The following is a 24,961-nucleotide window of genomic DNA, read 5'->3' on the forward strand; positions in this document are numbered from 1 at the left end:
CACCTGACCGTGCCCCTGGAGGGGGGCGTGCGGCTGCGGACCCCCGGAGCCACGACAAGGGCGGGTGGCCCGCAGGCCCCCGCCCGAACACTGGAGTAGTTGGCGACCGTGGCAGGAAACCTGCCGGGTCACATGGCGCTTACCAGCGGCTGCCGCCGCCGCGGTTGCCGCCCATCGAGCTGCCGCCACCCATCGGTGCGGGCGCGGCGTTCGTGACGACCACGTTCTTGGCCTGGGGACCCTTGTTGCCCTGGCCGGCCTCGACCTCGAACTCGACCTCGTCGCCCTCGTTGAGCTTGCGGAAGCCGCCGCTCTGGATGGCGCTGTAGTGCACGAAAACGTCAGGGTTGCCGGGGTGTTCGATGAACCCGTAGCCCTTCTCGACGTTGAACCACTTCACTCGACCTTGAGCCATAACTCTCCTTGCATCTCCAAGACCGCTGCCCGGTTATCCGCCCTCTGGGCTGAAACCACGAGATGGCGCGTGACTTGAGACCCGGGTAGTATCGCATGTTCCGCCCGGTGTCTACCACCACATCCACGCCCGGTCAGGACGCGCGCGGGGTGCCCCCGGCGGGCGCGGATCAGCTGCGTTCCACCGGCGAAGAGCGCGTGATACCCTTTAGCGCAAGTTCACCCTGCTGCGCCGTGCTGGACGCCTCCCGCCCGCCGGGTTTCCGGCCCCACATGGACGCAGCCCCCGGAGGAAGGCATGCCGCGCTACGCCCTGGAGGGGTACGTCCCCGACATTCACCCCACCGCGTTCATCGCGCCCAGCGCCGACCTGATCGGCCGCGTGCGGGTGGACGCGCAGGCGAGCGTGTGGTTCGGCGCGGTGCTGCGCGGAGACCTGGAGGCCATCACGGTCGGCGCGGGCAGCAACGTGCAGGACGGAGCGGTGCTGCACACCGACGCCGGCTGGCCGTGCACGCTGGATGAGCACGTGACCGTCGGCCACCGCGCCATCGTGCACGGGGCCACCTGCGGGCCTGGCAGCCTGGTCGGCATGGGCGCCGTGATGCTCAGCGGCAGCAGCCTGGGCGCCGGGGCCGTGCTCGGCGCGGGCGCGGTGCTGCCCGAGGGTGCTCATGTCCCGGACGGCATGCTGGCCGTGGGGGTGCCTGCCCGGGTGGTGCGGCCCGCGCCCAGCACCGGCAACGCCGCCCGCTACGTGGACAACGGTCAGCGCTTCCGCGCCGGGCTGCGCCGCGTGGACGACGCTCCGGACGAGCCTGCCCTGCGGGCCGGCCTGCTGGAGGGCGTGTGAACGACGACCTGCGCCCCTCCCGCCCCGACGACGCGGACGTCGTCCATCTGCCCGGCCCGGTCGATGCCCTGAGCGGCGCGGCCACGTCTGCGCACGACCTGCACGCCGCCGACGGGGCCGAGGAACTCGCCGAGCTGATCCCGGAACTCAAGCCGATGTTCCACGGCGCCGCGCCCTTCCTGGCGCGCTTCCTGCCGGAATCCGCGGCCACCCACGCGGGCCTGAACCAGAACTTCTGCGACCTGCACGCCTTCTTGAAGTACCTGCACGAGCACTCGTGGTTCGGGTACCTGCACGCCGTCCTGGGTGACCAGAGTGCGTACGTGCTGCTGTACGAGGGCCGCACCGTCACGGCCGCCGCCGCGAGCGCCACCGGCGAGCAGGCGCTGGGCGAACTGCTGAACCTGTATGAGCAGGGCGCCTCTCTCAGCGCGCACCCGCTGTCGCAGAACTACGCGCACGTCCTGAGCGGCATCGGGTCTCGCGCGTGGAAGTTCAACCTGACCGAGGACTTCACCGGCCTGCATGCCCGCCCGACCGGGGCGATCTTCTACGTACGCGGCGAGATCGTGGCCACCATGCCCGCCACGCTGCCCTACGAGGGCGCGTTCCCCGCGCCGCTGCGCCCACAGACCCTGATCCTGCCGCGCAGCCTGGCCGGCTGGGCGCACCACCACTACGCGCTGACCCTGCGCGGCAAGGACGCCCTGAACGCCATCACCGACGTGCACCAGGGTTTCCGGATGCAGCACGGCACCGGCGGTCTGGCGTTCCTGCGGGCGCTGGGCGACAAGAACACGCCCGCCGAGTACGCCATGCGCAGCGACGTGGCCCTGCACGACCTGGAACCCATGATCCAGGACTTCCTGAAGACCGGTTGCATCAAGGAAGCCTGAGCCCGCTCTGGGCGTCCAGCGCGGTCTACCCGCCCACCACCGTCTCGCCCAGCACCTCGTTCACCTGCGCCTCGCTGAGCTGCCACAGGCGCAGGGCCGCGCCGTCGTCAAGGGCCTGAGGGGCCGGCGCCGCCTCGCGCGACTTCACGAAGTAGCGCCCGCTCACGGTCACCGGGTCGGCCGCGAGGTGGATGGTCGTCTGCGCGCCCTCCACGGGCGTGAGCGAGAAGGCGTCGATCACCCGGTACAGCGCGCTGAACAGCCCGCCCTGGTGCCCGCCGAAGCCGGACGCGACCACGCCCGGATGCAGCGCGTTCGCGGTGAGCCACGGGTCGCGGCGCGCGAGTTCCCGCGTGAACAGGATGTTTGCCAGCTTGCTGTGGGCGTACGCCGCCCACCCCGAATAGCCCCGCCGGAACTCCGGGTCGTCCACGCGCAGGTGGCCCATGGCGTGCGCGCCGGACGACACCGTGACCACACGCGGCGCGGTGCCCGCGTGCAGCAGCGGCCGCAGCTCGCGCGTCAGCAAAAACGGCGCGAGGTGGTTCAGGGCCCACGTCATCTCGATGCCCTCGCGCGTCTCCTGCCGGGTGGTGAACAGCGCCCCGGCGTTGTTGACCAGCACGTCCAGCCGCTGCGAGCGGGCGGCGAACTCGGCCGCGGCGCGGCGCACCTGCGACAGGTCCGACAGGTCGGCGGTCAGCGTACCGGCCGCGCCGATGTCGCGCGCCACCCGGGCCGTGCGCTCCGGATCACGGCCCATGATGGTCACCTGCGCGCCGCGCCGCACGAGTTCGCGCGCGGTCTCCAGCCCGATGCCGTTCGTCGCGCCGGTCACCAGCACGACCCGGCCGTCCATACGTCCCGTCTCCGTCCCCGTCATGCGCCCAGCATAGTGGGCCTCCCTGCTCCAGCCCGTACCGCAGCACACGACACCCGCACGGCACGAAGAAAAGAGTCGGAGCGTTTCGACTCCGACTCGCGTTGCGCTGCGGACTTCACCCGGCCCGCGTTGAGTTGTCTCGCGCTGATGGAGTCAGGATAGTTCCGCGTCTCTGACACCCCTGTCACAGCTCGGCGTGCCCCCAACCGGGGAGGCCGCGTGCGGCACAATGGGCGCAGTGTGAGAAGTCGGCGGCCCGCCGGGGGGCGCGGCGCCGCTTCTCCTGGGGGCGTCGGGGCGGCCAGCAGCCCCGGAACCGAGGGATGACGATGGAGAACCGCATCACCCGCGCCCTGCGCGCGCTCCGTTTCCTGGCCCTGACCACGCTGCTCGGCAGCGGCGTGGCGGGCGCCCAGGGCGGCCCCGCCTACGTGGAGCTGATCCTGGACGCCTCGGGCAGCATGTTCACGCGCCTGGAGGGCGGACAGACCCGCATCGCCGCCGCGCAGGCCGTCCTGACGGACCTGATCGGGCGCCTGCCGGCCGACCCGAACCTGAACGTGGGCCTGCGCCTGTACGGCGCGCGCACGACCGCTTCCGAGAGCGGCGCGTGCGAGGACAGCGTGCTGACGCTGCCCATGCAGGGCCTGGACCGCGCAACCCTGCTCCAGACGGTCAACCAGACCCGGCCGAAGGGAGCCACGCCCATCGCGTACTCGCTGACGCAGGCGGCAAACGACTTCCCCACCGGGGCGGGCCGCAAACTGATCGTGCTCGTCACCGACGGTCAGGAATCCTGCCGGGGCGACCTGAAAGCTGCGCTGGCCGCCTTCAAATCCCGGGGCATCGAGGTCGACCTGCGGATCATCGGCATCGACCTCGACGCGCGGGCGCAGGCGTCCTTCGCGGGTGTGGGCACCTTCGTGAACGCCCGCTCGGTGCCGGAACTCGCGTCGGCCCTCGGGACGGCGGTGCAGGCGGTCGCGCCCCCCACCCAGACGCTGGTTCCCGTGACCGTGACGCTCACCAGCGGCGGTCAGCCGCTCGCCAGCGGCCCCACCGTGACCTTCACCGGCAGCGCGGGCGCGGCGGGCACGCTGCTGAACAATTCCGGTGGCATCTACGGCGCCAACGTCCTTCCCGGCGCGTATACCGCGACCGTCAAGACCGCCACGGACACGCAGACCTTCGGCGGCCTGAGCGTCAGCGTGGGCGCGGCAAACACCTTCACCTTCGACGTCACCCCGACCAGTGGCGTGACACTGACCGTGACGCCGGGCGCGCCCATCGCGGGTGGCAAGGTCACGGTGGCCTTCAGCGGCGCGCCCACCGGCGCCAAGAACTGGATCACCATCGCCCGCAAGACCGACGCCGATCCCGTCTACCTCGACTGGGCGTATGTGCAGGGCGCCAGCGGCAGCCTCGACCTGAACGTCCCGGACGACGAGAGCGTGTACGAGGCGCGCTATCACCTCGCCAACCCGGACGGCAGCACCCGCATCATCGGCCGCAGCGCGCCCTTCACGCCCAAACGCCAGGGCGCCAGCCTGAGCGCGCCGGGCACGGCCCAGGCCGGCGGCAAGATCGAGGTCCGGTGGCAGGGGCCGAACAACGACGGCGACTACGTCACCATCGTGCCCAAGGGGGCCGAGGTGGGCGTGTACACCGACTACTTCTACACCCGGGCCGCCAACCCCGGCACCCTGTCGCTGCCCCTGACGCCCGGCGACTACGAGCTGCGGTACAACAACGACAAGAGCGTCCGGACCCTGGCGACGCTGCCGCTCAAGCTGAGCAGCGCCACCTACAAGCTCGAGGCTCCGGCCACCGCCGTGGCGGGCAGCGAACTCCAGGTCCGCTGGACCGGCCCGAACAATGACGGCGATTACGTCACCATCGTGCCCAAGGGCGCTCCGGTCGGCCAGTACACCTCGTACTTCTACACCAGGGACGCCAACCCCGGCACCCTGAAAACGCCTGCTGCCCCCGGCGACTACGAACTGCGGTATTCCAGCGAACACGGCAGCCCGAACCCCACCCTGGCCAGCGTTCCCCTGAAACTCACCGGCACCACGTACACCCTGAGCGCTCCCGCGACCACCAGCGCCGGCAGCGAGATCCAGGTGAAGTGGACGGGGCCGAACAACCCTGGCGATTACGTCACCATCGTCAAGGCCGGCGCGCCGGTCGGCACGTACACGACGTACTTCTACACGAAAGACGCCAATCCCGGCCGCCTCAAGGTGCCGTTCGAGCCCGGCGACTACGAGCTGCGCTACTCCACCGAGGGCCAGAGTCCCAACCCCACCCTGGCCACCGTGCCCCTCACGATCAAGAGCAGCACGTACAGCTTCACGGCCCCCAGGCAGGGCAAGGCCGGCAGCACCATCCAGATTAAGTGGACTGGCCCGAACAACCCCGGCGAGTACGTCACCATCGTCAAAAAAGGCGCGCCGGTCGGGTCGTACCTGAACTACACCTACACCCGCGACGGCAATCCCGTGACCCTGCGTCTGCCCGACGAGCCCGGTGAGTACGAACTGCGCTACTCCACCGAGGCGGCCAGCCCCAACCCGACGCTCTACAGCCAGCCGTTCACGGTCACGAAGTAACCCGAAGTCACGGCTCCGGGCGGCCGCGCGACAGGGCCGCCCGGTACGTGTTCACCGTTTCGTCCGAGCAGGACAGCGGATGCACCTGCACCAGCCGCCGCCACGTGCCCACCGGCTGGTCGTCCAGCAGCACCTGCGGCTTGGGCAGGAACGCGGTGAACACGTCCTCCAGCCCGACCTCACGCGCGCTGTCACGGGCATACGCGGCCCCGCCGGAACTCCAGCAGTACAGGTCCGCGCCCTGCGCCGCCAGCTCCCGCACGTGCCCGGTGGCGGCCGGAATGGGAATCCGTGCCCGGCCCGCATTGCGTATCAGCGTCTCGTCCACATCCACGTAGACCACGAGCGGGGGAGGGGTCATCAGATCACCTCCCGGAAGGCCACGCTCTGCGAGCGGTTCTGGAGTTCGCTGCGCAGGTACTGCAATCTGGGGTGCTCCAGCTTCGGGTCGTGGGCCAGGATGTGCTTGGCCAGCTCCCGCGCCTGCTCGATGATCTGCGTGTCGTTGGCGAGGTCGGCCAGCCGCAGGTCGGGAATCCCGCTCTGGCGGGTGCCGCGCAGTTCGCCGGGGCCGCGCAGTTTCAGGTCGGCCTCTGCGATCACGAAACCGTCGGTGGAGCCCTCGATGATCTTCAGCCGCTTGCGCGTCTTCTGCGAGTGCTCGCCGGCGACCAGCACGCAGTAACTCTTCGCGCTGCCGCGCCCGACCCGCCCGCGAAGCTGGTGAAGCTGGCTCAGGCCGAAGCGCTCGGCGTTCTCGATGACCATCACGGTGGCGTTGGGGACGTCCACGCCGACCTCAATCACGGTGGTGGACACCAGGATGTCGAATTCCCGGCGCCGGAAGCTCTCCATCACGAAGTCCTTCTCGGCGGCCGTCATCTTGCCGTGCAGCAGGTCAATCCGGGCCTCGGGCAGGATGACCTTCAGGTCGTCGGCAAGCTGCGTGGCCGCCAGCAGTTCCAGGGTGTCGCTCTCCTCGATCAGGGACGTGACCACAAACGCCTGCCGGCCCTCGCGGATCTGGCCCATCACGAAGCCGTAGGCCTGCGCGCGGAAGGTGTCCTGGATCAGTTTCGTCTCGACCGGCGTGCGGCCCGGCGGCAGCTCGTCGATGATCGACAGTTCCAGGTCGCCGTACGCAGTCAGGGCCAGCGAGCGGGGAATGGGCGTGGCGGACATCACCAGCACGTCCGGCCGCCCGCTCAGCAGCTTGCGGCGCTGCTGTACCCCAAAGCGGTGCTCCTCGTCCACCACCGCGAGGCCCAGGTTGTCGAAGCGCACGTTTTCCTGGATCAGCGCCTGCGTGCCCACCACCACGTCCACACTGCCCTCCGCGATGCGGGCCTGCATCTCCAGTTTCGTCTTCGGCGTCATCGCGCCGATCAGCAGGCCCACCCGCACGTCCAGCGGCCCCAGGTACGCCAGCAGGTTCGCGTAATGCTGCCGCGCGAGGATCTCCGTGGGGGCCATCAGCGCGCCCTGGTAGCCGTCCCGCACTGCGAGGTACAGCGCGCACGCGGCCACAGCGGTCTTGCCCGAGCCCACGTCGCCCTGCACCAGCCGCGCCATCTGCCGGTCGGAGCGCATGTCGTCGGTGATCTCCAGCAGCACCCGCCGCTGCGCGTTCGTGAACCGGAAGGGCAGCGCCGATTCGAAGGTGTGGATGTCGTCGCTGCGGGCATTGAAGCGCTTGCCCTCCAGCACGGCGTCCTCGCCCTGCAGGAGCATGCGCAGTTCCAGGAACAGATATTCGTCGAAACGCAACCGGGCGCTGGCGCGGCTCAGGTGCTGCTCGTCCTGTGGGAAGTGCATGCCCCACAGCGCGTCTCCCAGGTCGGTGAGGCCGTACTGCCGCCGCCAGTGCGCGGGCAGGTAGTCGTCCAGCGGCACGGTCTCCAGCGCCCGGTGCGCCGCGCGGCGCAGGAACTCCTGCGAGATGCCCTCGCGCGTGTCGTACACGCCCACGATCCGCCCGGTGCTCAGCGAATCCTGCGCGCCGTCCACCGTCTCCAGGTGCTCCACGCCGAGCTGCACGCTGCGCCCGAACTTCTTCACGCGGCCCGTCAGCACCAGCCGCGCGCCCTCGCGGAGCTGTTTTTCCACCCACGGCTGGTTAAACCACGTGGCCTTCACGCGCCCGCCCGCCGGGGTCTCCAGCGTCACGTCGATCACCAGCATGCCGGGCCGGGGCGAGCGGCGCGACTTGGCCACCACGCGGCCCTCCACCGTGATCTTCTGGCCTTCTTCCACCTCTGCCAGATCCGGCAGTGCCCGGCGGTCCTCATGACGGTGCGGGTACGCGTGCAACACGTCCCGCAGCAGGGGCAGCCCCAGCGACTGGAGTTTCCTGGCCCCGCCCGGCCCGGTGTTCAGGCGCTCCACCGGCGCGTCCGGGGGTAACCGCTCGCCCGGCGCAGCCGCGGGCACGGCGGAACGGGACGTGGCCTTGACCGCTGCCGGCTTCTCCTTGCCGTCCGACAGCAGGGCCAGCGCGCCCTTGAGGGCCTCCTCACGGGCGTCCGCGGACCACTCGCCGTAGCCGCGCAGGGCCTCGCGCACCTGTGGAAAGGGGTTGCCCAGCGGTGACGCCAGCAGCTTTTCCACGCCGCCTGCCACCACGCGGTTCTGGCAGCCAGAGGCCAGCTCGGCGCTCAGCGGACGCCGCAGCTTCTCCCGGAGTTCCGCCACGGTCGCCATCTGGGGTGCAGGCTAGCAGAGGGGGCGTTCTGCGTTCCGTGAGGTGAGGTTGCCCGATTGCCCCACCCCCCGGCCCCCTACCCCAGAGGGGCAGGGGGAGAGCGCTGCGCTGGGCATGTGGTCGCCACGTCGTTCAGGCTGGCCTGACACGGGGTCTCGTTGGCGTGGGGCCGTGTGCTCGCCTCGGGCTTTTACGCCGTCACCGCCCGCGCGCTGCGCGCACGATGGCTTTCGGCCAGGGGCAGGGTGGGCGCTTCGGTTTTTAACTTCTCTCTCCTATGGATAGATTGGGCAAGGAGCGCGTGGGACCATAGACCCCGACTCCACTCGCCCGGCTCGCCTTTTTCTTCTGTATCGCGAACTCGAAGACCTGCGAAGCAGAGGGCAGGGCTAGGGGTCTTCTTATTCTGCCGTCACTGGCCGCTCGCTGGCCCGGCCGCTCTGGCTGGCGGGGACGACTTTCAGGAGGAGGCTGAGGGCGAAGGCGATGACAACGAGGCCCAGGGCGAGGTCGTAGGCGCGGCGCAGGCCCTCGGCCAGGGCGAAGCCGCCGGCGGCGATGGCGGCGGGGCCGATCAGCAGGGCCATCAGGGCCACGCCCAGGGCGCCGCCCATCTGGCGGGCGAACAGGACGCCGCTGGTGACGGCCCCCAGTTCGTGCCGGGGGGAGGCTTCCTGGGCGGCCAGCAACAGGCTGAGCATGGCGAAGCCCATGCCGGTGCCGACCGCGAAGCCCAGGGCGCTCGTGACCCACAGCGGGGCGTGCACCGCCAGGGTCAGGGCGGCGAACATCACGACCAGCACCAGGAAACCGCCCTGGGCGATGCGGGCGAGCGGCACGGTCTTGACCAGACGCGCGGTGACGATGGCCGTGAGCGTCCAGCCGACCAGCATGGGCGTGAGGATCGCGCCGGCAGCGGTGGGGCTGCCGCTCACACCCTGCGCGTACAGGGGCAGGTACGCGATCACGCCGAAGTACGCGGCGCCGCCCAGCAGGTTTCCGGCGAAGGAGATGCGTGGCAGGCGGTCTTGCAGGGCGCGCATGGGCAGCAGCGGGTCGCTGTGCCGGCGCTCGACGACGATGGCGGCGACCAGCACGACCGCCCCCACGCCGACCAGCCCCCACTGCCGCTGTTCCAGGCCCCACACGACCAGGCCGCTGCCGGCGGTGAACAGCAGCGCGCCGGGCCAGTCGAGGCGGGCGGGGCGGGGCTGCCCGGTCTCCGGCAGGGCGCGCAGGGCGATGACCAGGGCGGCCACGCCGAAGGGCAGGCTGGAGTAGAACGTCCAGCGCCACGACAGCGCCCCCGTCAGCCACCCGCCCAGCAGCGGGCCGAGCAGACCGCTGATGCCCCACACGCCGGAGATGAAGCTCTGCACGCGGCTGCGCTCGGCCAGGGTGTACAGTTCGCCGATCATGGTCAGCGTCAGGGGCAGCAGCGCGCCGGCCCCCAGGCCCTGGAACGCGCGGGCGGCGATCAGGGCGGTCATGCTGTGGCTCAGGCCGCACGCCGCCGACCCGAGCAGGAAGATCACCACGCCCCACAGGTACAGGCGGCGGCGGCCCACGATGTCGCTCGCGCGGCCCCACAGCGGGCTGGACACGGTGCTGGTCAGCAGGTAGATCGCGAAGGGCAGGGCGTAGAGCTTCTCGCCGCCCAGGTCGCGGATCACGCTGGGCATGGCGGTGGCGACCACGCTGGCTTCCAGCGCCGCCAGGAACACCCCGATGACGAGGCCGACGGTCGCGAACTGGCGCACCTGCGGCGAAATGGCGGGCAGGGGTGCGGGGGCAGGCGCGCTCACCCGCGCAGGGTACTCCCGGCGGCACGGTGAAGATTGAGCGACTGGATTCATCCACCCTGAATCGTTACAGTCCAGGCATGACCACCACACCGCGTCTGCACCAGCGGCCCCTGGGCCGCACCGGAATGAGCGTCAGCGAGATCGGCTACGGCGCGTGGGGCATCGGGGCCGACGCATGGAAGGGTGCGCAGGACGACGAGAGCCTGGACGCCCTGCGGCGCTACGTCGAACTCGGCGGCAACTTCATCGACACCGCCATGGGGTACGGGAGCGGGCACAGCGAGCGCCTCGTCGGGCAGGTCGTCCGCGAGCACCCCGGCACGCTGGTCGCCACGAAGGTCAGCCCCAAGAACCTGCAGTGGCCCGCCGCGCCCGGCACCACCGCCGAGCAGGCGTTCCCCGGCGAGTACGTGATCCGCATGACCGAGGCCAGCCTGGAACGCCTGGGCCTCCAGACCATCGACGTGCAGCAGCTCCACGTGTGGAACGACTCGTGGCTGGGGCAGGGCGACTGGCAGGACGCGGTGGCGCAACTGAAGCGCGACGGCAAGATCCGCGCCTTCGGCATCTCCATCAACGACCACCAGCCGGACAACGCGGTGCGCGCGGTCGAGGCGGGCGTGGTCGAGACCGTGCAGGTGATCTACAACGTCTTCGATCAGGCGCCGCAGGACCGCCTGCTGGACGCCTGCGCGGCGAACGGCGTGGGTGTGATCGTCCGCGTGGCGCTCGACGAGGGCAGCCTGACCGGGACCATCACGCCCGACACGACCTTCCCGGACGGCGACTGGCGCAACCGCTACTTCGGCGGTGCCCGCAAGACCGAGTTGCAGGAGCACCTGCGCGCCATCGAGAGCGACCTGGGCATCCGCACGGACCAGCTGGCCGAGACCAGCCTGCGCTTCGTCCTGTCGCACCCGGCCGTCAGCACCGTGATCGTGGGCATGCGCTCGGTGCGCAACGTCGAGCGCAACGTCACCCTGGCCGACGGGCAGGGCCTCCCCGCCGGACAGGTGCAGAAGCTGTACGCGCACCGCTGGGACCGCAACTGGTACCAGCCGGCCGAGAGCTGAGCGCCGGGGGGCCAGCGCCGGAGAGAGACCTCGTCCGGCCCTTCGCGCTCGGCGCTCTGCCACACTGTCCGCATGGTCACCCGCGCTGAACTCGAGGCCCGCGAGGCGGCCACGCTCGCTCCCTACGCCACCCTCAGCGCCCACGCCACGCGCGAGCACCCGGAGGAACCGGGCAGCCCCACCCGCACCGCGTTCCAGAAAGACCGCGACCGGGTGCTGCACACCACCGCGTTCCGGCGCCTGGAAGCCAAGACGCAGGTGTTCCTGAACGCCAGCGGCGACCACTACCGCACCCGGCTGACGCACACCCTGGAAGTGCAGCAGGTCGCCCGCAGCGTCGCCCTGACCCTGGGCCTGAACGAGACCCTGGCAGAGACGGTCGCCCTGGCGCACGACCTGGGGCACCCGCCCTTCGGGCACGCCGGGGAACGTGTCCTGAACGCCCTGATGGACGGTCACGGCGGCTTCGACCACAACGGCCAGGCGCGGCGCATCGTCACGCAGCTGGAGTACCGCCGCCCGGACACGCCCGGCCTGAACCTCACGCTGGACACGCTGGACGGTCTGAACAAGCACGACCGCGCGGAACTGGGGGCAGCCAGCCTGGAGGCGCAGGTCGTGGACGCCGCCGACGCCCTGGCCTACACCGCCCACGACCTCGACGACGGCCTGCGCAGCGGCCTGCTGACGCCTGCTCACCTCGCCGGCCTGCCCCTGTGGCAGGAACTCGCGGACCGCGCCGGCCTGGACGCCGCATCTATCTCCGACCGGGAACGCCGGCACCTGCACCGTGAACTGCTGGGGTGGCTGATCACGGACCTCAGCGAGGCCAGTGACGCCGCGCTGCAACGCGCCGCCCTGCCCAGCGCCCACGCCGCCCGCGCTCATGCCGGCCCGCTCATCACGTACAGCCCGCACGTCCGCGACCTGCTGCGCGGCGCCGGCCAGTTCCTGCGCGACAACCTGTACCGGCACTGGCGCGTGGAGATGCAGGTCGAACAGGCCAGCCGCGTCCTGACCACCCTGTTCCACGCCCTGCTTGCCCGGCCCAGCATGCTGCCCCCGCAGTACCGCGACCTGGCCGCCACGTGGGGCATGGAGCGCGCCGTGTGCGACTACCTGGCCGGCATGACCGACCGCTACGCGCTGGAAATCCACGCGGGCCTGGCCCCGCCGCCCGGCAGCGTGCCGTGGCCCCGCTAGGGCCGCCGCGCAAGCGTTGACACCCCGCCGCCCCCCTGCTACATTGACTGCCGCCTGTCCGCATGGACGGCAGCCCACGGTGCGCGGGTGTAGCTCAGCTGGTTAGAGCGCACGCCTGATAAGCGTGAGGTCCCCAGTTCAAGTCTGGGCATCCGCACCACATAGGAAGTGACCCCGCCAAGCGCGGGGTTCTTTCGTTTCGGGTACGTGGTTGGGTGGACATGAGTGTCATTTTTAGTGCGATCTAGGAGCGGCCCTCGATAAGTCGCATTATCAACGGGCAAACATGGTCTCCACTAAAGTTGCCAAACCCTCGGGCTTAGGAGAGCACAATATCCCGTAACTTGTCCAGTAATAACGCTTCGCCTGGTTCTGATTCTCCCCCTCTCTTTTCTTCAAGCATCGCAATCATATCTGCGTCTGTGAGGGGTATAATCAGGTTGCGACTGTCGCTAAAAGTGTCCCTACACCTTTCCATGAAAGTTTCTAACGAGTCAAAAGATCTGCATATTGCAAACCCCATCTTACCCCTGTTGGGCGAGAAGCGACCAATCAGTTGATCCAACTCGGGATTTGCCAGATCCTTTTTGTAATTTTTGCATTCTATTATTATGTAAGGACACGGCAGATCATGTTTCGTCTGAATAATTTTGAAAAACCCAGCATCGGCAGAGTTATCAAATGTGATGTCGATTCTTTTCCTATCACTATTAATTCTTCGTTCAACCTGAGGTGAGGTGAGGCGAGGATAGAAGAGGATTTCCATTGTTGCTACAACGGTTTTGTGGTATTCCGAAGCGTGTTCATTGCCAGTGGGTATTTGTCCGAACCTCTGAATCAGATGATCTAAAATGGCATTAACGTCCGCTATTTCGGCCCCTAATTCTTCATTAGTTAACGGGCGCGTCTTCCTCTTCGCGTTCGCCTTGAAGTCTGCAAAGACCTCGGGGTGCCTCAAGGTAAAGTCTGCGAGGTACTCCTTATCTGCTCTTGCGCCGGTCTCTATTATGCTCTTTTTGGTGACCCAGCGTCGTTCGCCTCCTTTCTTGTTCACCCTCCTCTGAACTAACAAGCTGTCTAGGCGAAGATGTTCGGCTTGAAGGTAATTCAAGACGAAGTGTCGGTGATATTCCTGGCCTGAATACGCATTTGCATATGATACAACTCCCTTCGGCACCAAAAGAATCTTCCTCTCTTCAATAACGAGCATTTCGGTATGTTCATGCTCCCAGCTGTTGGTCTCCCTAATCCACATTGGCCCCGACGTTACCTCTGATCGGAGAGGGATACTCCATAAGTTGCATTGATTCTGTGTATATTCAATGAGATGACGACGGATAATGTTTGTCGCCATGTCGGATATTTTGTCTTTGTCCACTCCTGGTACAAACAATCTTACGTCTTCCAAATCTTCAAGTATCCCGGTGGCTACTGCTCGGCTTTTTACTAAGCGATCAAATATTCTTTTTATGTTGTCCTCGCCTGCTCCTCGACCACTAGGCATCCCTTTGGACATCCCTAGTGATGTCTCGTTCGGCTCGCTCAAATTTGTGAATATTGAAAAGGCATGTTTAACATCACCTGCGTGGAGTAGTGAAACAATTCTTTGAAAAAAACTGTGCAGTGTTCTGCTTGCCTCCACAGACCACGGATCTGTTCTAACTGAGATATAATAAGGATCGACAAACAGCTGAGTATCCCTTGACACGTCAACATCTACAAAGTCAAGCTCAAATTGAGACTTATTTAGGTTGAAGATCTGACTTATCTTCATATGTCTCCTAGTTGGTTGAACTAATTCGTACCGGGCTTGGGCGCTGCCCCTGTGTACCACTTGCCCAGCAACAAGGCGAGCAGAAGTGACATGCCCACGACAGTTGCATTGGGAGTATGTGTTAAATATACTGTGCAGGACAGTGTTTCCGTTGTTGTGTATGTATTACCCTTCTGATAAGAGTGCGCTCTTCATCCTCTATATGGGCATCCGCACCACAAAACCCCCGCGTTCGGCGGGGGCTTTTGCGTTCGGGTGGCTCAGTTGGCGGGCGTGGCGCTCAGCACCGCGTCTGCGAGTGTGACGGCCACGTCTGCCGTCTCTCGCACCAGGCCCAGGTCAAGCACAGTGTCGCCGGGCTTGTGGTAATTCGCGTCCTCGCCCCGGTAGAACATCGCGGCGGGCACGCCCGCGTCCCGGAACGGCACGTGGTCGCTGCGGCCGATGTCGGAGCCGGCGGTGGGCAGGCCGGCGCGGCGGGCGGTGTCCATCAGGGCGGGCGTGCCGGAAATGGACAGGGGCATGACGTTCACGCCGACCATGTCGAAGTTCAGCATGGCCTTCAGTCCCTGCACCATGGCGGTGTTGTCCTTCACGAAGGCGCGCGAGCCCAGCAGGCCGTCTTCCTCGCCGTCGAACAGGACGAAGGTGCTGCGCCCCCCGAGTGGCGTGGTGGCGGCTCGGCGGGCGATCTCCAGCACGGTCAGGCTGCCGCTGAGGTTGTCGTTGGCGCCGGGCGCGCCCTGCACGGAGTCGAGGTGCGCGCCGAAGAGGACGCTGGAACCCGGCTGGCCGCTGCGCGACGCGATGAGGTTGATGCCCGTCACGTCGCCCTCGCGCACGCGGACGTTCAGCGTGACGGTCACGCCGTCCTTCAACGCCTCACCGGCCGTGGGAGAGACGCCCAGGACGGGCAGGGCGGTGCGCTGGCCAAGGGTGCCGCGGAAGTCCCCGGCGGCATTGTTCACGATGACCACCCCGGTCGCGCCGGCGCCGAGGGCGTTCTGCGCCTTTTGCAGGAAGGGAATCTGGCCGCGCTGGACCACCGCGACCTTGCCCCGGACGTCCACCCTGGCGAAGTCCTCGGGGGTGCCAGTGCCGGGCACGCGCACCACGGCGGCCTGCACCGTGCCGCCGGCCGAGTCCTGAAGCGCGGTGCCCGCGAGGGTCTGCCCGGCGACCTGCACGTCCGAGCCGAGGTCGTCGAAGCGGCTGTACGTGAAGCTCTGGCGGCGCGTGTCGTAGCCCAGGGCGCGGAACTGCGCTTCCAGGTACGTGCGGGCCTGCTCGTTGGCGGGGCTGCCGGCCACGCGCGGCCCATAGGGCAGGAGGGTGCCAGCGTCGTTCTCCAGGGTCGCGTGGGCGGCTCCGCTCAGGGTGAGCAGCGCCAGCAGCGCGGCCCGGTTCAGGTGTCGCATGCCCGAGTACAGCACGGGCCGGCGAGCATGACCGTGGTTCAGGTGGCACTGGGCCGGGTGGAACTGACGCGGGTTCGCCTGTGCTCAGGACGGCGCGGATGCAGGCCGCGACAGCATGGGCGTGCCATAGCGCAGGAAGCTGCGCGTGCATGGCGTCCGTGGCCGGCAGGGTGCTCACCTTCCCGCGGATGACCGGGACGGCACGGCCCGCTGCGCCATCTGGCCGGTGCGTGCGGGGCGCGGGGTGGGGCAGACTGTGCGGGTGACGTCCGACGCACCTGGCGGCGCCCTGATCCTGATCAACGGCGCGTCCAGCGCGGGCAAGTCCACGCTCGCGCACGCGCTGCGGGATGCGCTGCCCGTGCCGTTCCTGCACTTCAGCCTGGACTTCTTCCTGTTCGGCCCCCACGTGTTGCCGCGCACGCCGGATGGCCGCCTGCGCGAGTGGGACGCGATCCGTCCGCAGGTCTTCGGGGGCTTCCACCGCTGCCTGCCCGCCCTGCTCGCGGCAGGGAACAACCTCGTCGTGGACTACATCGCCGAGACGCCGCAGATGTGGCAGGAGTTCCGGACGCTGCTCGCCGGCTTCGACGTGTTCCTGGTCAGTCTGCACTGCCCCGTCGAGGAACTCGAACGCCGCGAACGGGCGCGCGGCGACCGCGGCGTGGGCGACGCCCGGCGCGACGCGCTGACGGTGCACACCTTCACCGGGTACGACCTCGACCTGTCATGCTCCGACCCGCTGGAGGCCAACGTGCAGCGCGTCGTCCACGCGTGGGAACACAGGGGAGAGGGGGCGGCCCGCGCCTTCCCGGACTCGCCCCCTGCCGTGGCCGCGCGCTAGATCAGGCTGAGTTCGCTGCCCGCGTCCAGGTGCGCGAGGTGATCGGGGAGGTTCCCCGGCTTGTCCATCACGATCTGCTCGGCCTTGTAGCTGCTGCGCACCAGCGGGCCGGACACGACCTCCATGAAGCCCAGTTCCATGCCCTCGGCGCGGATCTCGTCGAACTCGGCGGGCGTCACGTAGCGCTCGACCGGCAGGTGGTGCATGGTGGGCCGCAGGTACTGCCCGAAGGTCAGCACGTCCACGCCGGCCGCGCGGCAGTCGCGCATCGCCTCGCGGATCTCCTCGCGCGTCTCGCCCAGCCCGAGCATGATGCTGGTCTTGGTGATCACGTCCGGCCGCGCCCGCTTGGCGTGGGCCAGCACGGCCAGGGTCTGGTCGTAGCTGGCGCGGATGTCGCGCACGGGGTGGGTCAGGCGGCGCACCGTTTCCAGGTTCTGCGCGTAGGTGTCCACGCCGCTGTCCAGCACCAGATCCACGCAGTGGGTGTTGCCGCCGAAGTCCGGCGTGAGGGCCTCCACGCGCGTGTCGGGGTTGAGCGTCTTGATGGCGGTCACGGTCTTGGCGAAGTGGTACGCGCCGCCGTCCGGCAGGTCGTCGCGGTCCACCGAGGTCAGCACCACGTACTTCAGGGCCATCAGCTGCACGCTCTGGGCCACGTGGGCGGGCTCGTCCAGGTCGAGTTTGCCCAGGGGATTGCCGGTGTCCACCGCGCAGAAGCGGCACGCGCGGGTGCAGATGTGGCCCATCAGCATGAAGGTGGCCGTGCCGCGCGACCAGCACTCGCCGATGTTGGGGCACATCGCTTCCTCGCACACGGTGTGCAGGCGGTGCTCCTTGACGATCTTGCGCACCTCGCCGTACACGCCGCCGGTGGGAATGGTCACCTTGAGCCACTCGGGTTTCTGCTCGCGCACGCGGACGCTGTCCTTGCGGTAGATGCCGTTCTTGACGAACTTGGCTTCCTGTTCAGGCGGGGTGGTGTCGGTGTGGGTCATGTGGTGTCAGCTCCCCACCGCCGCGAGCTGCGGCAGCGTCCAGTCGTAGGTCTCGAAGGTGGTGGTGAACGCGTCGGCCAGGGCGCGCCTCGCGTCGGCCATGCTGGCGGTGCGGGTCACGCCGCGCCGGTCGTACTCGCGCTGCACGGAGGTCATCTGCGTGTTCGTCAGGCCGCACGGCACGATCAGGTCGAAGTGGTCGAGGTTGGTGGTGACGTTCAGCGCCAGGCCGTGCAGGGCCACGTGCCGCTTGACCGCCACGCCGAACGACGCGATCTTCTGGTCAAGCCACTGCCCGTTCACGTCGCGCGGCGCCACGTACACGCCCGCGTAACCGGGGTTCGGGCGGGCGTCGTCCAGCCCCAGCGTGTGCAGGGCCATGATCGTCGCGTCCTCCAGCAGCCGCAGGAAGTCCACCACGCGGCGGCCGACCGGGAAGATGGCGTACGCGACGAGCTGGCCGGGGCCGTGGTACGTGACGTCCCCGCCGCGCTCGACCTCCAGCACCTCGATGTCCTGGGCAGCGAGATACCCGCGCGTGACGACGATGTTCGTGCCCTCGCGCGCCTTGCGGCCCAGCGTAAGCACCGGCGGGTGCTCGACGAGCAGCAGCGTGGGCGGCGCGGAGCCGTCCAGCACCTGGGCGTGCAGCTCGCGTTGCAGCGCCCAGGCGTCGCGGTAGGGCACGGTGCCCAGGTCGCGCAGCACGAAGGAGGAGGGGCCGGACATGCTGTGGATTGTAAACCGGGGCTGCGGCCCCTTACCGTGTCAGCGGCCGAGTTTCGCCGCGGATTGACCACTCCGGATGGTGGGTGCTGGCATTCCCAGCGGTGGGCACGGGGCCCGTGTCGTCCGCGCAGGCCGGACACGTCGGCCATCCGGCGGATGGGCACGCGGCCGGGCGCTCCGCCACACTGCGCCATGCCCACCCTCGTTCCCCCCTCCGAACGCCACCGGGCCAGCTTTCTGGACGCCGTGCGCGAGGCCCAGCAGACCGGCAGCGGCCTGGGCGACACCCTGACCTTCGACATCCCGGAACTGGAACGCGACTTCCCGGCGTTCCTGGCTCACCTGCGCCGCTTCGAGCCGCCCGCCGTTCCGCCCGAGGGCTTCGTGAACTCCGAGTCCCTGTGGCTGGTCGAGGGCGACACCTATCTGGGCCGCGTGAGCATCCGGCACACGCTCAATGCCCGCCTGCGCGAGTTCGGCGGGCACATCGGTTACGAGATCCGGCCCGGCCAGCGCCGCAGGGGGTACGCCACGCTGGCCCTGCGGCTGGCGCTGGAGCGCGCCCGCGAACTGGGCCTGACGCGCGTGCTGGTCACCTGCGACGTGGACAACGCCGGGTCGCGCCGCGTGATCGAGAAGGGTTGCGGCGTGCTGGAGGGAGAATTCACCGTGCCGGACTACGAGCGCGTGATCCGCCGCTACTGGATCGAGCTGGCCTGAGGGCGGTGGTGCGGCGCGCCGGAGGCCCGGATCACTCCGGATCGCGGCGCAGGTCGTCGGCGCGGTCCTGCATGTTCTGGGCGAGGTGTTCGAGCGTCTCGGCCTTCTGCTCCGGCGTGCCGCCCGACTCGCTCACCTGGTCAGCCACGGCGTGGCCGATGCGGTTCAGGGCGCCGAGCTGCGCGGGCGCCGCCTCGTCGAGTTCCCCGAGGCGCTGCACGATGCTCTCGCCGGCGGTGGCCAGCGCCCCGGCCTCCGAGCCGGCACTTTCCAGCCGCAGGTCGCGCACCCGCTGCTGGTGCTCGGCGATCACCCGGTCGAGCTGCTGTACCTGTTCCACCGTGGCGGCCTGGGCATGCGCCGACGCGATGATCGTGTGCAGCGCCTCGACCTGGGTCTGGAGGTGTGTCTGCACCGCCTGGAGGCGGGACACGCTGATCTGCGTGAGCGGCGTGGCGCTCACCTCTTCCAGCGCGCGGCACACCAGATCGTCGAGGTGCCGCGCCGCGTCCAGCTGACCCTGACCGCGGTCCATCACGCCGCGGAGCGTGGCGGCCTGCCCGGCGCGCTCGTCGGGAGCCGTGCCCAGCGGCAGGCCGCGCAGCTGCTCGCCCGTCAGGTCGACCACCCGGCGCAGCGCCTCGGTCGCCATCAGGCCTTCCTGACCGGCGCGGATGATGCTCTCGAGGGTGCTGGACTGCGCCCAGCCGGCGGCGCCGACGTGCTCACGCGCGTGTACCTCGGCCAGGCGGCGGCGCTGCTGGGCCGCCGCGTGATCGGCGCCGGCCAGATACTCGTCCGGACTGTGCGGGGAAGTCACGGAACCGATGCTGCCGCGCTGCCGGGCCGCGAAGTGTGATCTGCGCTGCTCTTGTCTCGCGGCGGCTTGTCCACGTGGCCCCGGGTCGCGTATACTGCTTCGGTTTGGTCTGTCGCCAGCGCGCGGCCGGCCCGAGCACCGGAGTACGAACGCCTCTGCCCGCCGCGCGGGACCGTGGGGCGGTCCGCTGCCCAGAGGAGCAAGTTATGCAGAAGACCGTGACCGTGAACCGTGGCGCCATCCTGCGCGCCGTCGAGCAGCCGCACATCAAGCAGGATCACCCCGAGTTCCGCCCCGGCGACACCGTGCGCGTGGAAACGAAGGTCGTGGAAGGCAACCGCACCCGCAACCAGGCCTTCGAGGGCGTGGTCATCGCCATGAACGGCTCGGGCAGCCGCAAGAGCTTCACCGTGCGCAAGATCTCCTTCGGTGAAGGCGTGGAGCGCGTGTTCCCCTTCTCCAGCCCCCTGCTGGCGAAGGTCACGGTGCTGGAACGCGGCAAGGTGCGCCGCGCCAAGCTGTACTACCTGCGCGACCTGCGCGGCAAGGCCGCCCGGATCAAGAGCGACCGCAGCCGCGTGATGAAGGACGCCGCGAACGCCAAGGCCACCCGCGCCGACGCCAAGGCGGCCCCGGCCGAGCCGGCCGCCGACGCCCAGGCCGAGTAAGGCACGACGCTTCGCCGGCGCCGCTCCCCACCGTGGGGGCGGCGCCGGTCATTTCAGTGCTGCTCGGCCAGATCTCGTTCGCGCCGCCCGGACAAGGAGCGGGCGCCCGGCGGTCACATGCTCTACGCTCCGGCGGTGAGTCCTGAACGCCGCCCCTCCCTGCCCACGGCCCTGCCCCTGCTGCTGGCCTTCGACCTGGACGGCACGCTGATCCCGGACCGGGGCGACAGCGTGGCCGACGACGTGGTGAGCGCCCTGGACCGTCTGCGCGCGCTGGGCGTGAAGCTGGCGATCATCACCGGGCGGGACGCGGCGCCGGCGCGGGTGACGGAGGTCATGCAGCCCGACGCGGTCGCCACCAACAACGGCGGCCGCATCGAGGTGGACGGCACCGTGCACGCCGATGCGGCCTTCACGCCGGAGGACCTGGAGGCCGTGCTGGCGCACGAACTGGAGGGCGCGCGGGTGGTGCTGTTCGCCGCGGATACGCTGTACGTGGACGTGCCGGCCGGCGCCGAGCCGGAGCCGTGGATGGTGCTGCGCGGCTACCGGCCGCTGGCGGAGGCGCCGCGCGACGCGGTCCTGAAGGTCGGGTACTTCCATCCGCAGGTGGCGGGTTTCGCCAGCCGGCTGCGCGGCTCGCACCCGCACCTGGTGCTGACCGGCGCGCAGGACCCCTACCCACACTTCCTGACCGTCACGCCCGAGGGCGCGCACAAGGGCGCGGCGCTCGCGCTGATCGCGGAGGCGCTGGACGTGCCGCCCGCCCACACCGTGGCCTTCGGGGACAGCGACAACGACGAGGCCATGCTGGAGGTGGCCGGCTTCGGCGTGCAGGTGGGCACACTGCCCCTGCTGGCCCGCCACGCGCACGCGCAGGTACCGGAGCAGGCGGACCTGGGCGCGTTCCTGCACGCGTGGGCCGATCAGCTCACCGGCGCGTGACGGCGCCGGGCCTTGACAGCCCCGCAACATGTAAGTAGATTACTGACATGTCGGTCCGGGGAGCAGGAGCATGAACAGCCAGTACGCCGTGGCCGTCCACGTCCTGTCCCTCATCAGTGCCTACCCAGAGGCGTCGAGTTCGGCGGACATCGCCGCGAGCGTGGGCACCAATCCGGTCGTGATCCGCAACGTGACCGGCCTGCTGCGCCGCGCCGGTCTGCTGCGCACGCAGCGCGGCGTGGCGGGTGCGGCGCTGACCCGGCCACCCGCGCAGATCACCCTGCTCGACGTGTACCGCGCGGTGAACGGTCAGGACTCGGTGTTCCGCCTGCATGAGCACCCGCACCCACAGTGCCCGGTCGGCGCGAACATCCAGGTCACTCTGGAGGAGCGTTTCGGCCGGGCACAGGCGGCCCTGGAGCGGGAACTCGCGCGGACCACGCTGGCCGACGTGATGTCGGATCTGGCCGCACGGGCGGGCTGATTTTTTTTGACCGACATGTAAGAAAGAAGGTTACACCCAGGCGTCCGCCCTCTCGTCACCCCAGGAGTCCACCATGTCGCAATTCCCCATCATCGCCGTCACCGGAGCCACCGGCCACCTCGGCCGCCACGTCGTCCAGGCCCTGCTCGACAAGGGCGTCCCGGCCGGCAATATCGTCGCCCTCGTGCGCGACCCGGCCAGGGCGAGCGAGTTCGCGGCCCAGGGCGTGCAGGTCCGCCAGGCCGACTATGCCCAGCCGGAATCCCTGAGCGCCGCGCTGGCCGGGGTCGAGCGCGTGCTGCTGATCTCCGGCACCGATATGCAGAACCGCGTGGAGCAGCACCGCAACGTCATCGGCGCCGCGAAGGACGCGGGCGTGAAGCTGATCGCATACACCAGCATCCTGAATGCCGACACCACCGCCATGCTCCTCGCCGCGGACCATCAGGCCACCGAGGCCGCCCTGCGCGAGTCCGGCGTGCCGTACACCCTGCTGCGCAACGGCTGGTATGTCGAGAACTACACCGGGAACCTCGCGCAGACCCTCCCGCACGGCGTGCTGGTCGGCGCGGGCGGCAGCGGCCAGCTCACGCCCGCGCCCCGCCGCGACTACGCCGAGGCCGCCGCGACCGTCCTGACTGAGGGCGGCCACGACAACGCCACCTATGAACTCGGCGGCGACACGCCGGTCACGCTGGCCCAGCTCGCGGACGAGATCAGCCGCCAGACCGGCCAGCCCTACGCCTACGTGAACCAGTCGGTGCCGGAGTACACGGCGACCCTGACCGGCCTGGGTCTGCCGGCCGGCGCGGCCGCCATGTTCGCCGACAGCGACGCCGGCATCGCGCGCGGTGAACTGAGCACGGCCAGCGGCGACCTGCGCCGCCTGATCGGCCGCCCCACCACGCCCCTGCCGGACGCGGTCGCGGCCTCCCTGCCCCGCTGAACGCACGGCGACAAACCCGGCCGGGGGGTCGTCCTCCGGCCGGGTTCGTCGCGTGTGCCGCGGGGCCCTACTTCAGCGTCAGCGCAAAGGAGTCCAGGATCTCGCGTCCGGTGTCGATCACGTCGGCGGGCGTGCCGGTGGGCGTCATCAGGGTCACGGTGAACAGCCGGTTGCTCTTGAGGGTGATCACCTGCGTCCAGCGCACCGGGCCGCCGTCCCCATCGCCGGAGTAGGTCCACAGGATCGCCGGCATGCCGCTCACGCGCGTGGTCTTCTCGCCCAGCAGCTTGTAGCTCGGAACGTCCTTGCCGAGCTGCCGCGAGAACAGGTCGCGGAAGTCCGCCAGCGTCGCCTTGATCTTGGGATCGACGTCCTGGGTGATCACGGTGACGGTGGGCCGCAGGCCGTTCACGGTCTGGTTCAGGAAGGCCACATCGGTGTTCGGCACGTTCTTCAGCGGCGTCCAGCCCTGCCCGCCCGGCATGCGGATGCTGAACCCGCGCGGGCTGGTGGCGGTCACGGCCTCGATGGTCTTGCCGTCGGTCGCGGGGGCCGGGGTGACCGTGGCGGGCGCCGCGGTCTTGGGGGCGGTGGTCGGCTGTGTCGTCGTCTGGGCCCACGCCGGGAACGACAGGGCTGGAAGGAGCAGCAGGGCGGTCAGGGCGGAACGTCTCACGCCCCAAGCGTAGGGCGTGAAGGTGAGCCGAACCTGACTGGGCGCCGGCGTCACAGCGCGCCCTGAGACTCCACGTGCCCGTCCCGCAGCCGCAGGTGGTGCGTCAGGCCCGCCGGGGCGTCAGCGTCGCGGTGCGCGATCACCATGACGTGCGTGCCGCCGCGCGCCAGGCCGGGCAGCAGCGCCAGGAAGCGGGCCCGGGACGCGGCGTCCAGGAAGTCCAGACCCTCGTCCAGGATCAGCACGCGCGGGCGGTGCACGACCGCGCGGGCCAGCAGCAGCCGCCGCAGCTGGCCCTGCGACAGCGTCTGTGCGCTGCGGGCCAGCAGTTCCGTGACCTCCAGCGCCCCGGCGATGTCCTGCACGGCCACAGCGTGCTCGGCCGTCAGGGCAGGCGCGAAGCCTTCCGTGCCGCTCCACGCGCTGTCGATCACGTCCTGTCCCGTCCACCCGCGCCGCTGCCGGATCGACAGCTCCGCGCTGACCAGGCCGGTGGTGCGGCGGCGTTCGGTCAGCACGTCCCGTGCCAGGAAGGGCCGCTCCACCGTGCCGCCGCGCGCGGGCCAGAACTCTCCGGCGATCACGCGGGCCAGGGTGCTCTTGCCGCTGCCGTTGCCGCCCGTGACCAGCCAGTGCTGTCCGGCGCTCCAGCGCCAGTCCAGCGGCCCCAGCGCGCGGTGCCCGTTGCGGTAGACCACCACGCCGCACATGCGGATCAGGTCGCTGTGACCCGGCGGGATGGGCAGGGGCTCCGGCACACCCACCTCGGCCGCGCCCACGGCTCCGTCCACGATCTGCCCGGCCTCGATCCGCACCGTGCGCCACGGCAGGGCCGGGGCCTCGTCCGGGCGGTGGGTGGCGAGCACCACGGCGACGCCCGAGGCGTGGACATCCCGCAGCACCTGTCCCAGCTCGGCGCGCGCCTGCGGGCTCAGGCCGTCCGTGAACTCGTCGAGCAGCAGCACGTCCGGCGCGGGCATCAGCGCGCGGGCCAGCCCGACCCGTCGCCGCTGCCCGTGGCTGAGCGTGCGCAGGTCGCGCTCCAGCAGGGCCGCTGTGCCGGTCAGCGCCACGACCTCGCCCAGCCGCGCCTCGGCCGCCGCGCTGCCACCCCACAGGTTGAGCTGGTCACCCTCGAAGCCGGCCAGCAGCGCGTCGCGCACACTCTGCGCCCAGTCCCGTGTGAGCGCGAAGGCCTCGGCGTCCGGCCCCACCACGTTCAGGATGCGGCGGGCGTGCACGGCGCTGCGGCGCTCCACACCCCCCAGGCCGTACACGCGCGTGCCCGCAACCGGCGCGGCCTCGCCCGACAGCAGCCGCAACAGCGTGGTCTTGCCCCCGCCGTTTGGCCCGGCCAGCCGCAGCGCCTCGCCCGGCCGCACGTCCAGCGTCACGCCCGAGAGCAGCGTCCGGCCCCCGGCGATCACGGTCACGCCATCCAATGTCACCAGCGGCAGCACCGGCCGAGTGTAGTGCGTCCGCCCGCGTGCTCTCCTGGG

At 69.5% G+C, this 24,961-nt stretch carries 23 protein-coding genes and 1 tRNA gene; 12 read left to right on the forward strand and 12 right to left on the reverse strand.

Annotated features, from left to right (window positions below; translation table 11 throughout):
* Positions 1 to 139 precede the first annotated feature (139 nt).
* Entirely contained in the window at positions 140 to 415 is a 276-nt protein-coding gene (locus HNQ07_RS12620) for a cold-shock protein (protein ID WP_184112317.1), read from the reverse strand.
* Positions 416 to 712: 297 nt separating this feature from the next.
* Here HNQ07_RS12620 and HNQ07_RS12625 point away from each other — a divergent pair, with 297 nt between their 5' ends.
* The gene (locus HNQ07_RS12625) at positions 713 to 1,267 is read left to right on the forward strand and encodes a gamma carbonic anhydrase family protein (RefSeq protein WP_184112319.1); all 555 of its coding nucleotides are present in this window, start codon (positions 713 to 715) and stop codon (positions 1,265 to 1,267) included.
* Positions 1,264 to 2,163, forward strand: a complete 900-nt coding sequence (locus tag HNQ07_RS12630; protein WP_229831990.1) for a hypothetical protein — start codon at positions 1,264 to 1,266, stop codon at positions 2,161 to 2,163. Before HNQ07_RS12625 ends, HNQ07_RS12630 begins: the two co-directional genes overlap by 4 nt.
* A 25-nt stretch (positions 2,164 to 2,188) precedes the next feature.
* Here the strand turns inward: HNQ07_RS12630 and HNQ07_RS12635 are convergent, their stop codons facing one another.
* A complete protein-coding gene (locus tag HNQ07_RS12635) occupies positions 2,189 to 3,046 on the reverse strand; it encodes an SDR family oxidoreductase (RefSeq protein ID WP_184112321.1) in 858 nt (285 codons plus the stop codon).
* 323 nt (positions 3,047 to 3,369) lie between these two features.
* Between HNQ07_RS12635 and HNQ07_RS12640 the strand changes: the two genes are divergently transcribed.
* Complete coding sequence (locus HNQ07_RS12640; RefSeq protein ID WP_229831989.1) at positions 3,370 to 5,658, forward strand: VWA domain-containing protein; 2,289 nt, start codon at positions 3,370 to 3,372, stop codon at positions 5,656 to 5,658.
* A gap of 7 nt (positions 5,659 to 5,665) precedes the next feature.
* Here the strand turns inward: HNQ07_RS12640 and HNQ07_RS12645 are convergent, their stop codons facing one another.
* The 3 genes from HNQ07_RS12645 to HNQ07_RS12655 form a co-directional block, all read right to left on the reverse strand.
* Positions 5,666 to 6,019 (reverse strand): DUF705 domain-containing protein, encoded by a 354-nt coding sequence (locus HNQ07_RS12645; RefSeq protein ID WP_184112323.1) that lies wholly within the window; start codon positions 6,017 to 6,019, stop codon positions 5,666 to 5,668.
* The gene (gene recG / locus HNQ07_RS12650; RefSeq protein ID WP_184112325.1) at positions 6,019 to 8,358 is read right to left on the reverse strand and encodes an ATP-dependent DNA helicase RecG; all 2,340 of its coding nucleotides are present in this window, start codon (positions 8,356 to 8,358) and stop codon (positions 6,019 to 6,021) included. The genes HNQ07_RS12645 and recG overlap by 1 nt, the downstream gene beginning before the upstream one ends.
* A gap of 402 nt (positions 8,359 to 8,760) precedes the next feature.
* Positions 8,761 to 10,164, reverse strand: a complete 1,404-nt coding sequence (locus tag HNQ07_RS12655) for an MDR family MFS transporter (RefSeq protein ID WP_229831987.1) — start codon at positions 10,162 to 10,164, stop codon at positions 8,761 to 8,763.
* Between the two features lie 77 nt (positions 10,165 to 10,241).
* On the opposite strand from HNQ07_RS12655, the gene HNQ07_RS12660 reads away from it, so the two are divergent.
* From HNQ07_RS12660 to HNQ07_RS12670, 3 genes are all read left to right on the forward strand, one after another.
* Positions 10,242 to 11,237, forward strand: coding sequence for an aldo/keto reductase (locus HNQ07_RS12660; protein ID WP_184112329.1), 996 nt, complete (start codon positions 10,242 to 10,244; stop codon positions 11,235 to 11,237).
* 72 nt (positions 11,238 to 11,309) lie between these two features.
* A complete protein-coding gene (dgt, locus tag HNQ07_RS12665; RefSeq protein ID WP_184112331.1) occupies positions 11,310 to 12,440 on the forward strand; it encodes a dGTP triphosphohydrolase in 1,131 nt (376 codons plus the stop codon).
* 83 nt (positions 12,441 to 12,523) lie between these two features.
* Positions 12,524 to 12,600: transfer RNA gene (locus tag HNQ07_RS12670), tRNA-Ile, on the forward strand.
* A 159-nt stretch (positions 12,601 to 12,759) separates the two neighbouring features.
* Here the strand turns inward: HNQ07_RS12670 and HNQ07_RS12675 are convergent.
* Together HNQ07_RS12675 and HNQ07_RS12680 are read right to left on the reverse strand one after the other, a co-directional pair.
* Positions 12,760 to 14,214: a DUF8370 family protein gene (locus HNQ07_RS12675; RefSeq protein WP_184112333.1), complete on the reverse strand. Its 1,455-nt coding sequence runs from the start codon at positions 14,212 to 14,214 to the stop codon at positions 12,760 to 12,762.
* A 260-nt stretch (positions 14,215 to 14,474) separates the two neighbouring features.
* Positions 14,475 to 15,632, reverse strand: a complete 1,158-nt coding sequence (locus tag HNQ07_RS12680) for a M28 family metallopeptidase (protein ID WP_184112335.1) — start codon at positions 15,630 to 15,632, stop codon at positions 14,475 to 14,477.
* Between the two features lie 262 nt (positions 15,633 to 15,894).
* Between HNQ07_RS12680 and HNQ07_RS12685 the strand changes: the two genes are divergently transcribed.
* A complete protein-coding gene (locus HNQ07_RS12685) occupies positions 15,895 to 16,476 on the forward strand; it encodes a phosphotransferase-like protein (protein WP_184112337.1) in 582 nt (193 codons plus the stop codon).
* Here HNQ07_RS12685 and lipA read toward each other — a convergent pair.
* On the reverse strand, positions 16,473 to 17,474 hold the full coding sequence (gene lipA / locus HNQ07_RS12690) for a lipoyl synthase (protein ID WP_184112339.1): 1,002 nt from the start codon (positions 17,472 to 17,474) through the stop codon (positions 16,473 to 16,475). The genes HNQ07_RS12685 and lipA overlap by 4 nt on opposite strands.
* Before the next feature lie 6 nt (positions 17,475 to 17,480).
* On the reverse strand, positions 17,481 to 18,203 hold the full coding sequence (gene lipB, locus HNQ07_RS12695; protein ID WP_184112341.1) for a lipoyl(octanoyl) transferase LipB: 723 nt from the start codon (positions 18,201 to 18,203) through the stop codon (positions 17,481 to 17,483).
* A 192-nt stretch (positions 18,204 to 18,395) separates the two neighbouring features.
* Between lipB and HNQ07_RS12700 the strand changes: the two genes are divergently transcribed.
* Positions 18,396 to 18,923: a GNAT family N-acetyltransferase gene (locus HNQ07_RS12700; RefSeq protein ID WP_184112343.1), complete on the forward strand. Its 528-nt coding sequence runs from the start codon at positions 18,396 to 18,398 to the stop codon at positions 18,921 to 18,923.
* A gap of 31 nt (positions 18,924 to 18,954) precedes the next feature.
* Here the strand turns inward: HNQ07_RS12700 and HNQ07_RS12705 are convergent, their stop codons facing one another.
* Positions 18,955 to 19,743 carry a hypothetical protein gene (locus tag HNQ07_RS12705; protein ID WP_229831986.1) on the reverse strand — a complete coding sequence of 263 codons (789 nt, stop codon included), beginning with the start codon at positions 19,741 to 19,743 and terminating at the stop codon, positions 18,955 to 18,957.
* Positions 19,744 to 19,949: 206 nt separating this feature from the next.
* On the opposite strand from HNQ07_RS12705, the gene rplS reads away from it, so the two are divergent.
* The 4 genes from rplS (at position 19,950) to HNQ07_RS12725 (ending at position 22,786) form a co-directional block, all read left to right on the forward strand.
* On the forward strand, positions 19,950 to 20,411 hold the full coding sequence (rplS, locus tag HNQ07_RS12710; RefSeq protein ID WP_184112345.1) for a 50S ribosomal protein L19: 462 nt from the start codon (positions 19,950 to 19,952) through the stop codon (positions 20,409 to 20,411).
* A 135-nt stretch (positions 20,412 to 20,546) separates the two neighbouring features.
* Positions 20,547 to 21,356, forward strand: coding sequence for an HAD family hydrolase (locus HNQ07_RS12715; protein WP_229831984.1), 810 nt, complete (start codon positions 20,547 to 20,549; stop codon positions 21,354 to 21,356).
* Positions 21,357 to 21,426: 70 nt separating this feature from the next.
* Positions 21,427 to 21,840 (forward strand): Rrf2 family transcriptional regulator, encoded by a 414-nt coding sequence (locus HNQ07_RS12720; protein WP_184112349.1) that lies wholly within the window; start codon positions 21,427 to 21,429, stop codon positions 21,838 to 21,840.
* Between the two features lie 73 nt (positions 21,841 to 21,913).
* Positions 21,914 to 22,786 carry an SDR family oxidoreductase gene (locus HNQ07_RS12725; RefSeq protein ID WP_221275010.1) on the forward strand — a complete coding sequence of 291 codons (873 nt, stop codon included), beginning with the start codon at positions 21,914 to 21,916 and terminating at the stop codon, positions 22,784 to 22,786.
* Between the two features lie 67 nt (positions 22,787 to 22,853).
* Here the strand turns inward: HNQ07_RS12725 and HNQ07_RS12730 are convergent, their stop codons facing one another.
* Together HNQ07_RS12730 and HNQ07_RS12735 are read right to left on the reverse strand one after the other, a co-directional pair.
* Entirely contained in the window at positions 22,854 to 23,462 is a 609-nt protein-coding gene (locus HNQ07_RS12730) for a DcrB/PsbP domain-containing protein (RefSeq protein WP_184112351.1), read from the reverse strand.
* Positions 23,463 to 23,512: 50 nt separating this feature from the next.
* On the reverse strand, positions 23,513 to 24,922 hold the full coding sequence (locus HNQ07_RS12735; protein ID WP_184112359.1) for an ATP-binding cassette domain-containing protein: 1,410 nt from the start codon (positions 24,920 to 24,922) through the stop codon (positions 23,513 to 23,515).
* Positions 24,923 to 24,961: the final 39 nt, after the last annotated feature.

The sequence above is a fragment of the Deinococcus metalli genome (genome assembly GCF_014201805.1).
Lineage (GTDB): Bacteria > Deinococcota > Deinococci > Deinococcales > Deinococcaceae > Deinococcus > Deinococcus metalli.

Bases quoted from the DNA above. Each gene is read 5' to 3' on its own strand.
- HNQ07_RS12725 (WP_221275010.1), top strand. From the start codon at position 21,914: ATGTCGCAATTCCCCATCATCGCCGTCACCGGAGCCACCGGCCACCTC.
- HNQ07_RS12645 (WP_184112323.1), bottom strand. From the start codon at position 6,019: ATGACCCCTCCCCCGCTCGTGGTCTACGTGGATGTGGACGAGACGCTG.
- HNQ07_RS12640 (WP_229831989.1), top strand. From the start codon at position 3,370: ATGACGATGGAGAACCGCATCACCCGCGCCCTGCGCGCGCTCCGTTTC.
- HNQ07_RS12660 (WP_184112329.1), top strand. From the start codon at position 10,242: ATGACCACCACACCGCGTCTGCACCAGCGGCCCCTGGGCCGCACCGGA.
- HNQ07_RS12675 (WP_184112333.1), bottom strand. From the start codon at position 14,214: ATGAAGATAAGTCAGATCTTCAACCTAAATAAGTCTCAATTTGAGCTT.
- HNQ07_RS12680 (WP_184112335.1), bottom strand. From the start codon at position 15,632: ATGCGACACCTGAACCGGGCCGCGCTGCTGGCGCTGCTCACCCTGAGC.
- HNQ07_RS12720 (WP_184112349.1), top strand. From the start codon at position 21,427: ATGAACAGCCAGTACGCCGTGGCCGTCCACGTCCTGTCCCTCATCAGT.
- rplS (WP_184112345.1), top strand. From the start codon at position 19,950: ATGCAGAAGACCGTGACCGTGAACCGTGGCGCCATCCTGCGCGCCGTC.
- HNQ07_RS12700 (WP_184112343.1), top strand. From the start codon at position 18,396: ATGCCCACCCTCGTTCCCCCCTCCGAACGCCACCGGGCCAGCTTTCTG.
- HNQ07_RS12625 (WP_184112319.1), top strand. From the start codon at position 713: ATGCCGCGCTACGCCCTGGAGGGGTACGTCCCCGACATTCACCCCACC.
- dgt (WP_184112331.1), top strand. From the start codon at position 11,310: ATGGTCACCCGCGCTGAACTCGAGGCCCGCGAGGCGGCCACGCTCGCT.
- recG (WP_184112325.1), bottom strand. From the start codon at position 8,358: ATGGCGACCGTGGCGGAACTCCGGGAGAAGCTGCGGCGTCCGCTGAGC.
- HNQ07_RS12635 (WP_184112321.1), bottom strand. From the start codon at position 3,046: ATGACGGGGACGGAGACGGGACGTATGGACGGCCGGGTCGTGCTGGTG.
- HNQ07_RS12620 (WP_184112317.1), bottom strand. From the start codon at position 415: ATGGCTCAAGGTCGAGTGAAGTGGTTCAACGTCGAGAAGGGCTACGGG.
- lipB (WP_184112341.1), bottom strand. From the start codon at position 18,203: ATGTCCGGCCCCTCCTCCTTCGTGCTGCGCGACCTGGGCACCGTGCCC.
- lipA (WP_184112339.1), bottom strand. From the start codon at position 17,474: ATGACCCACACCGACACCACCCCGCCTGAACAGGAAGCCAAGTTCGTC.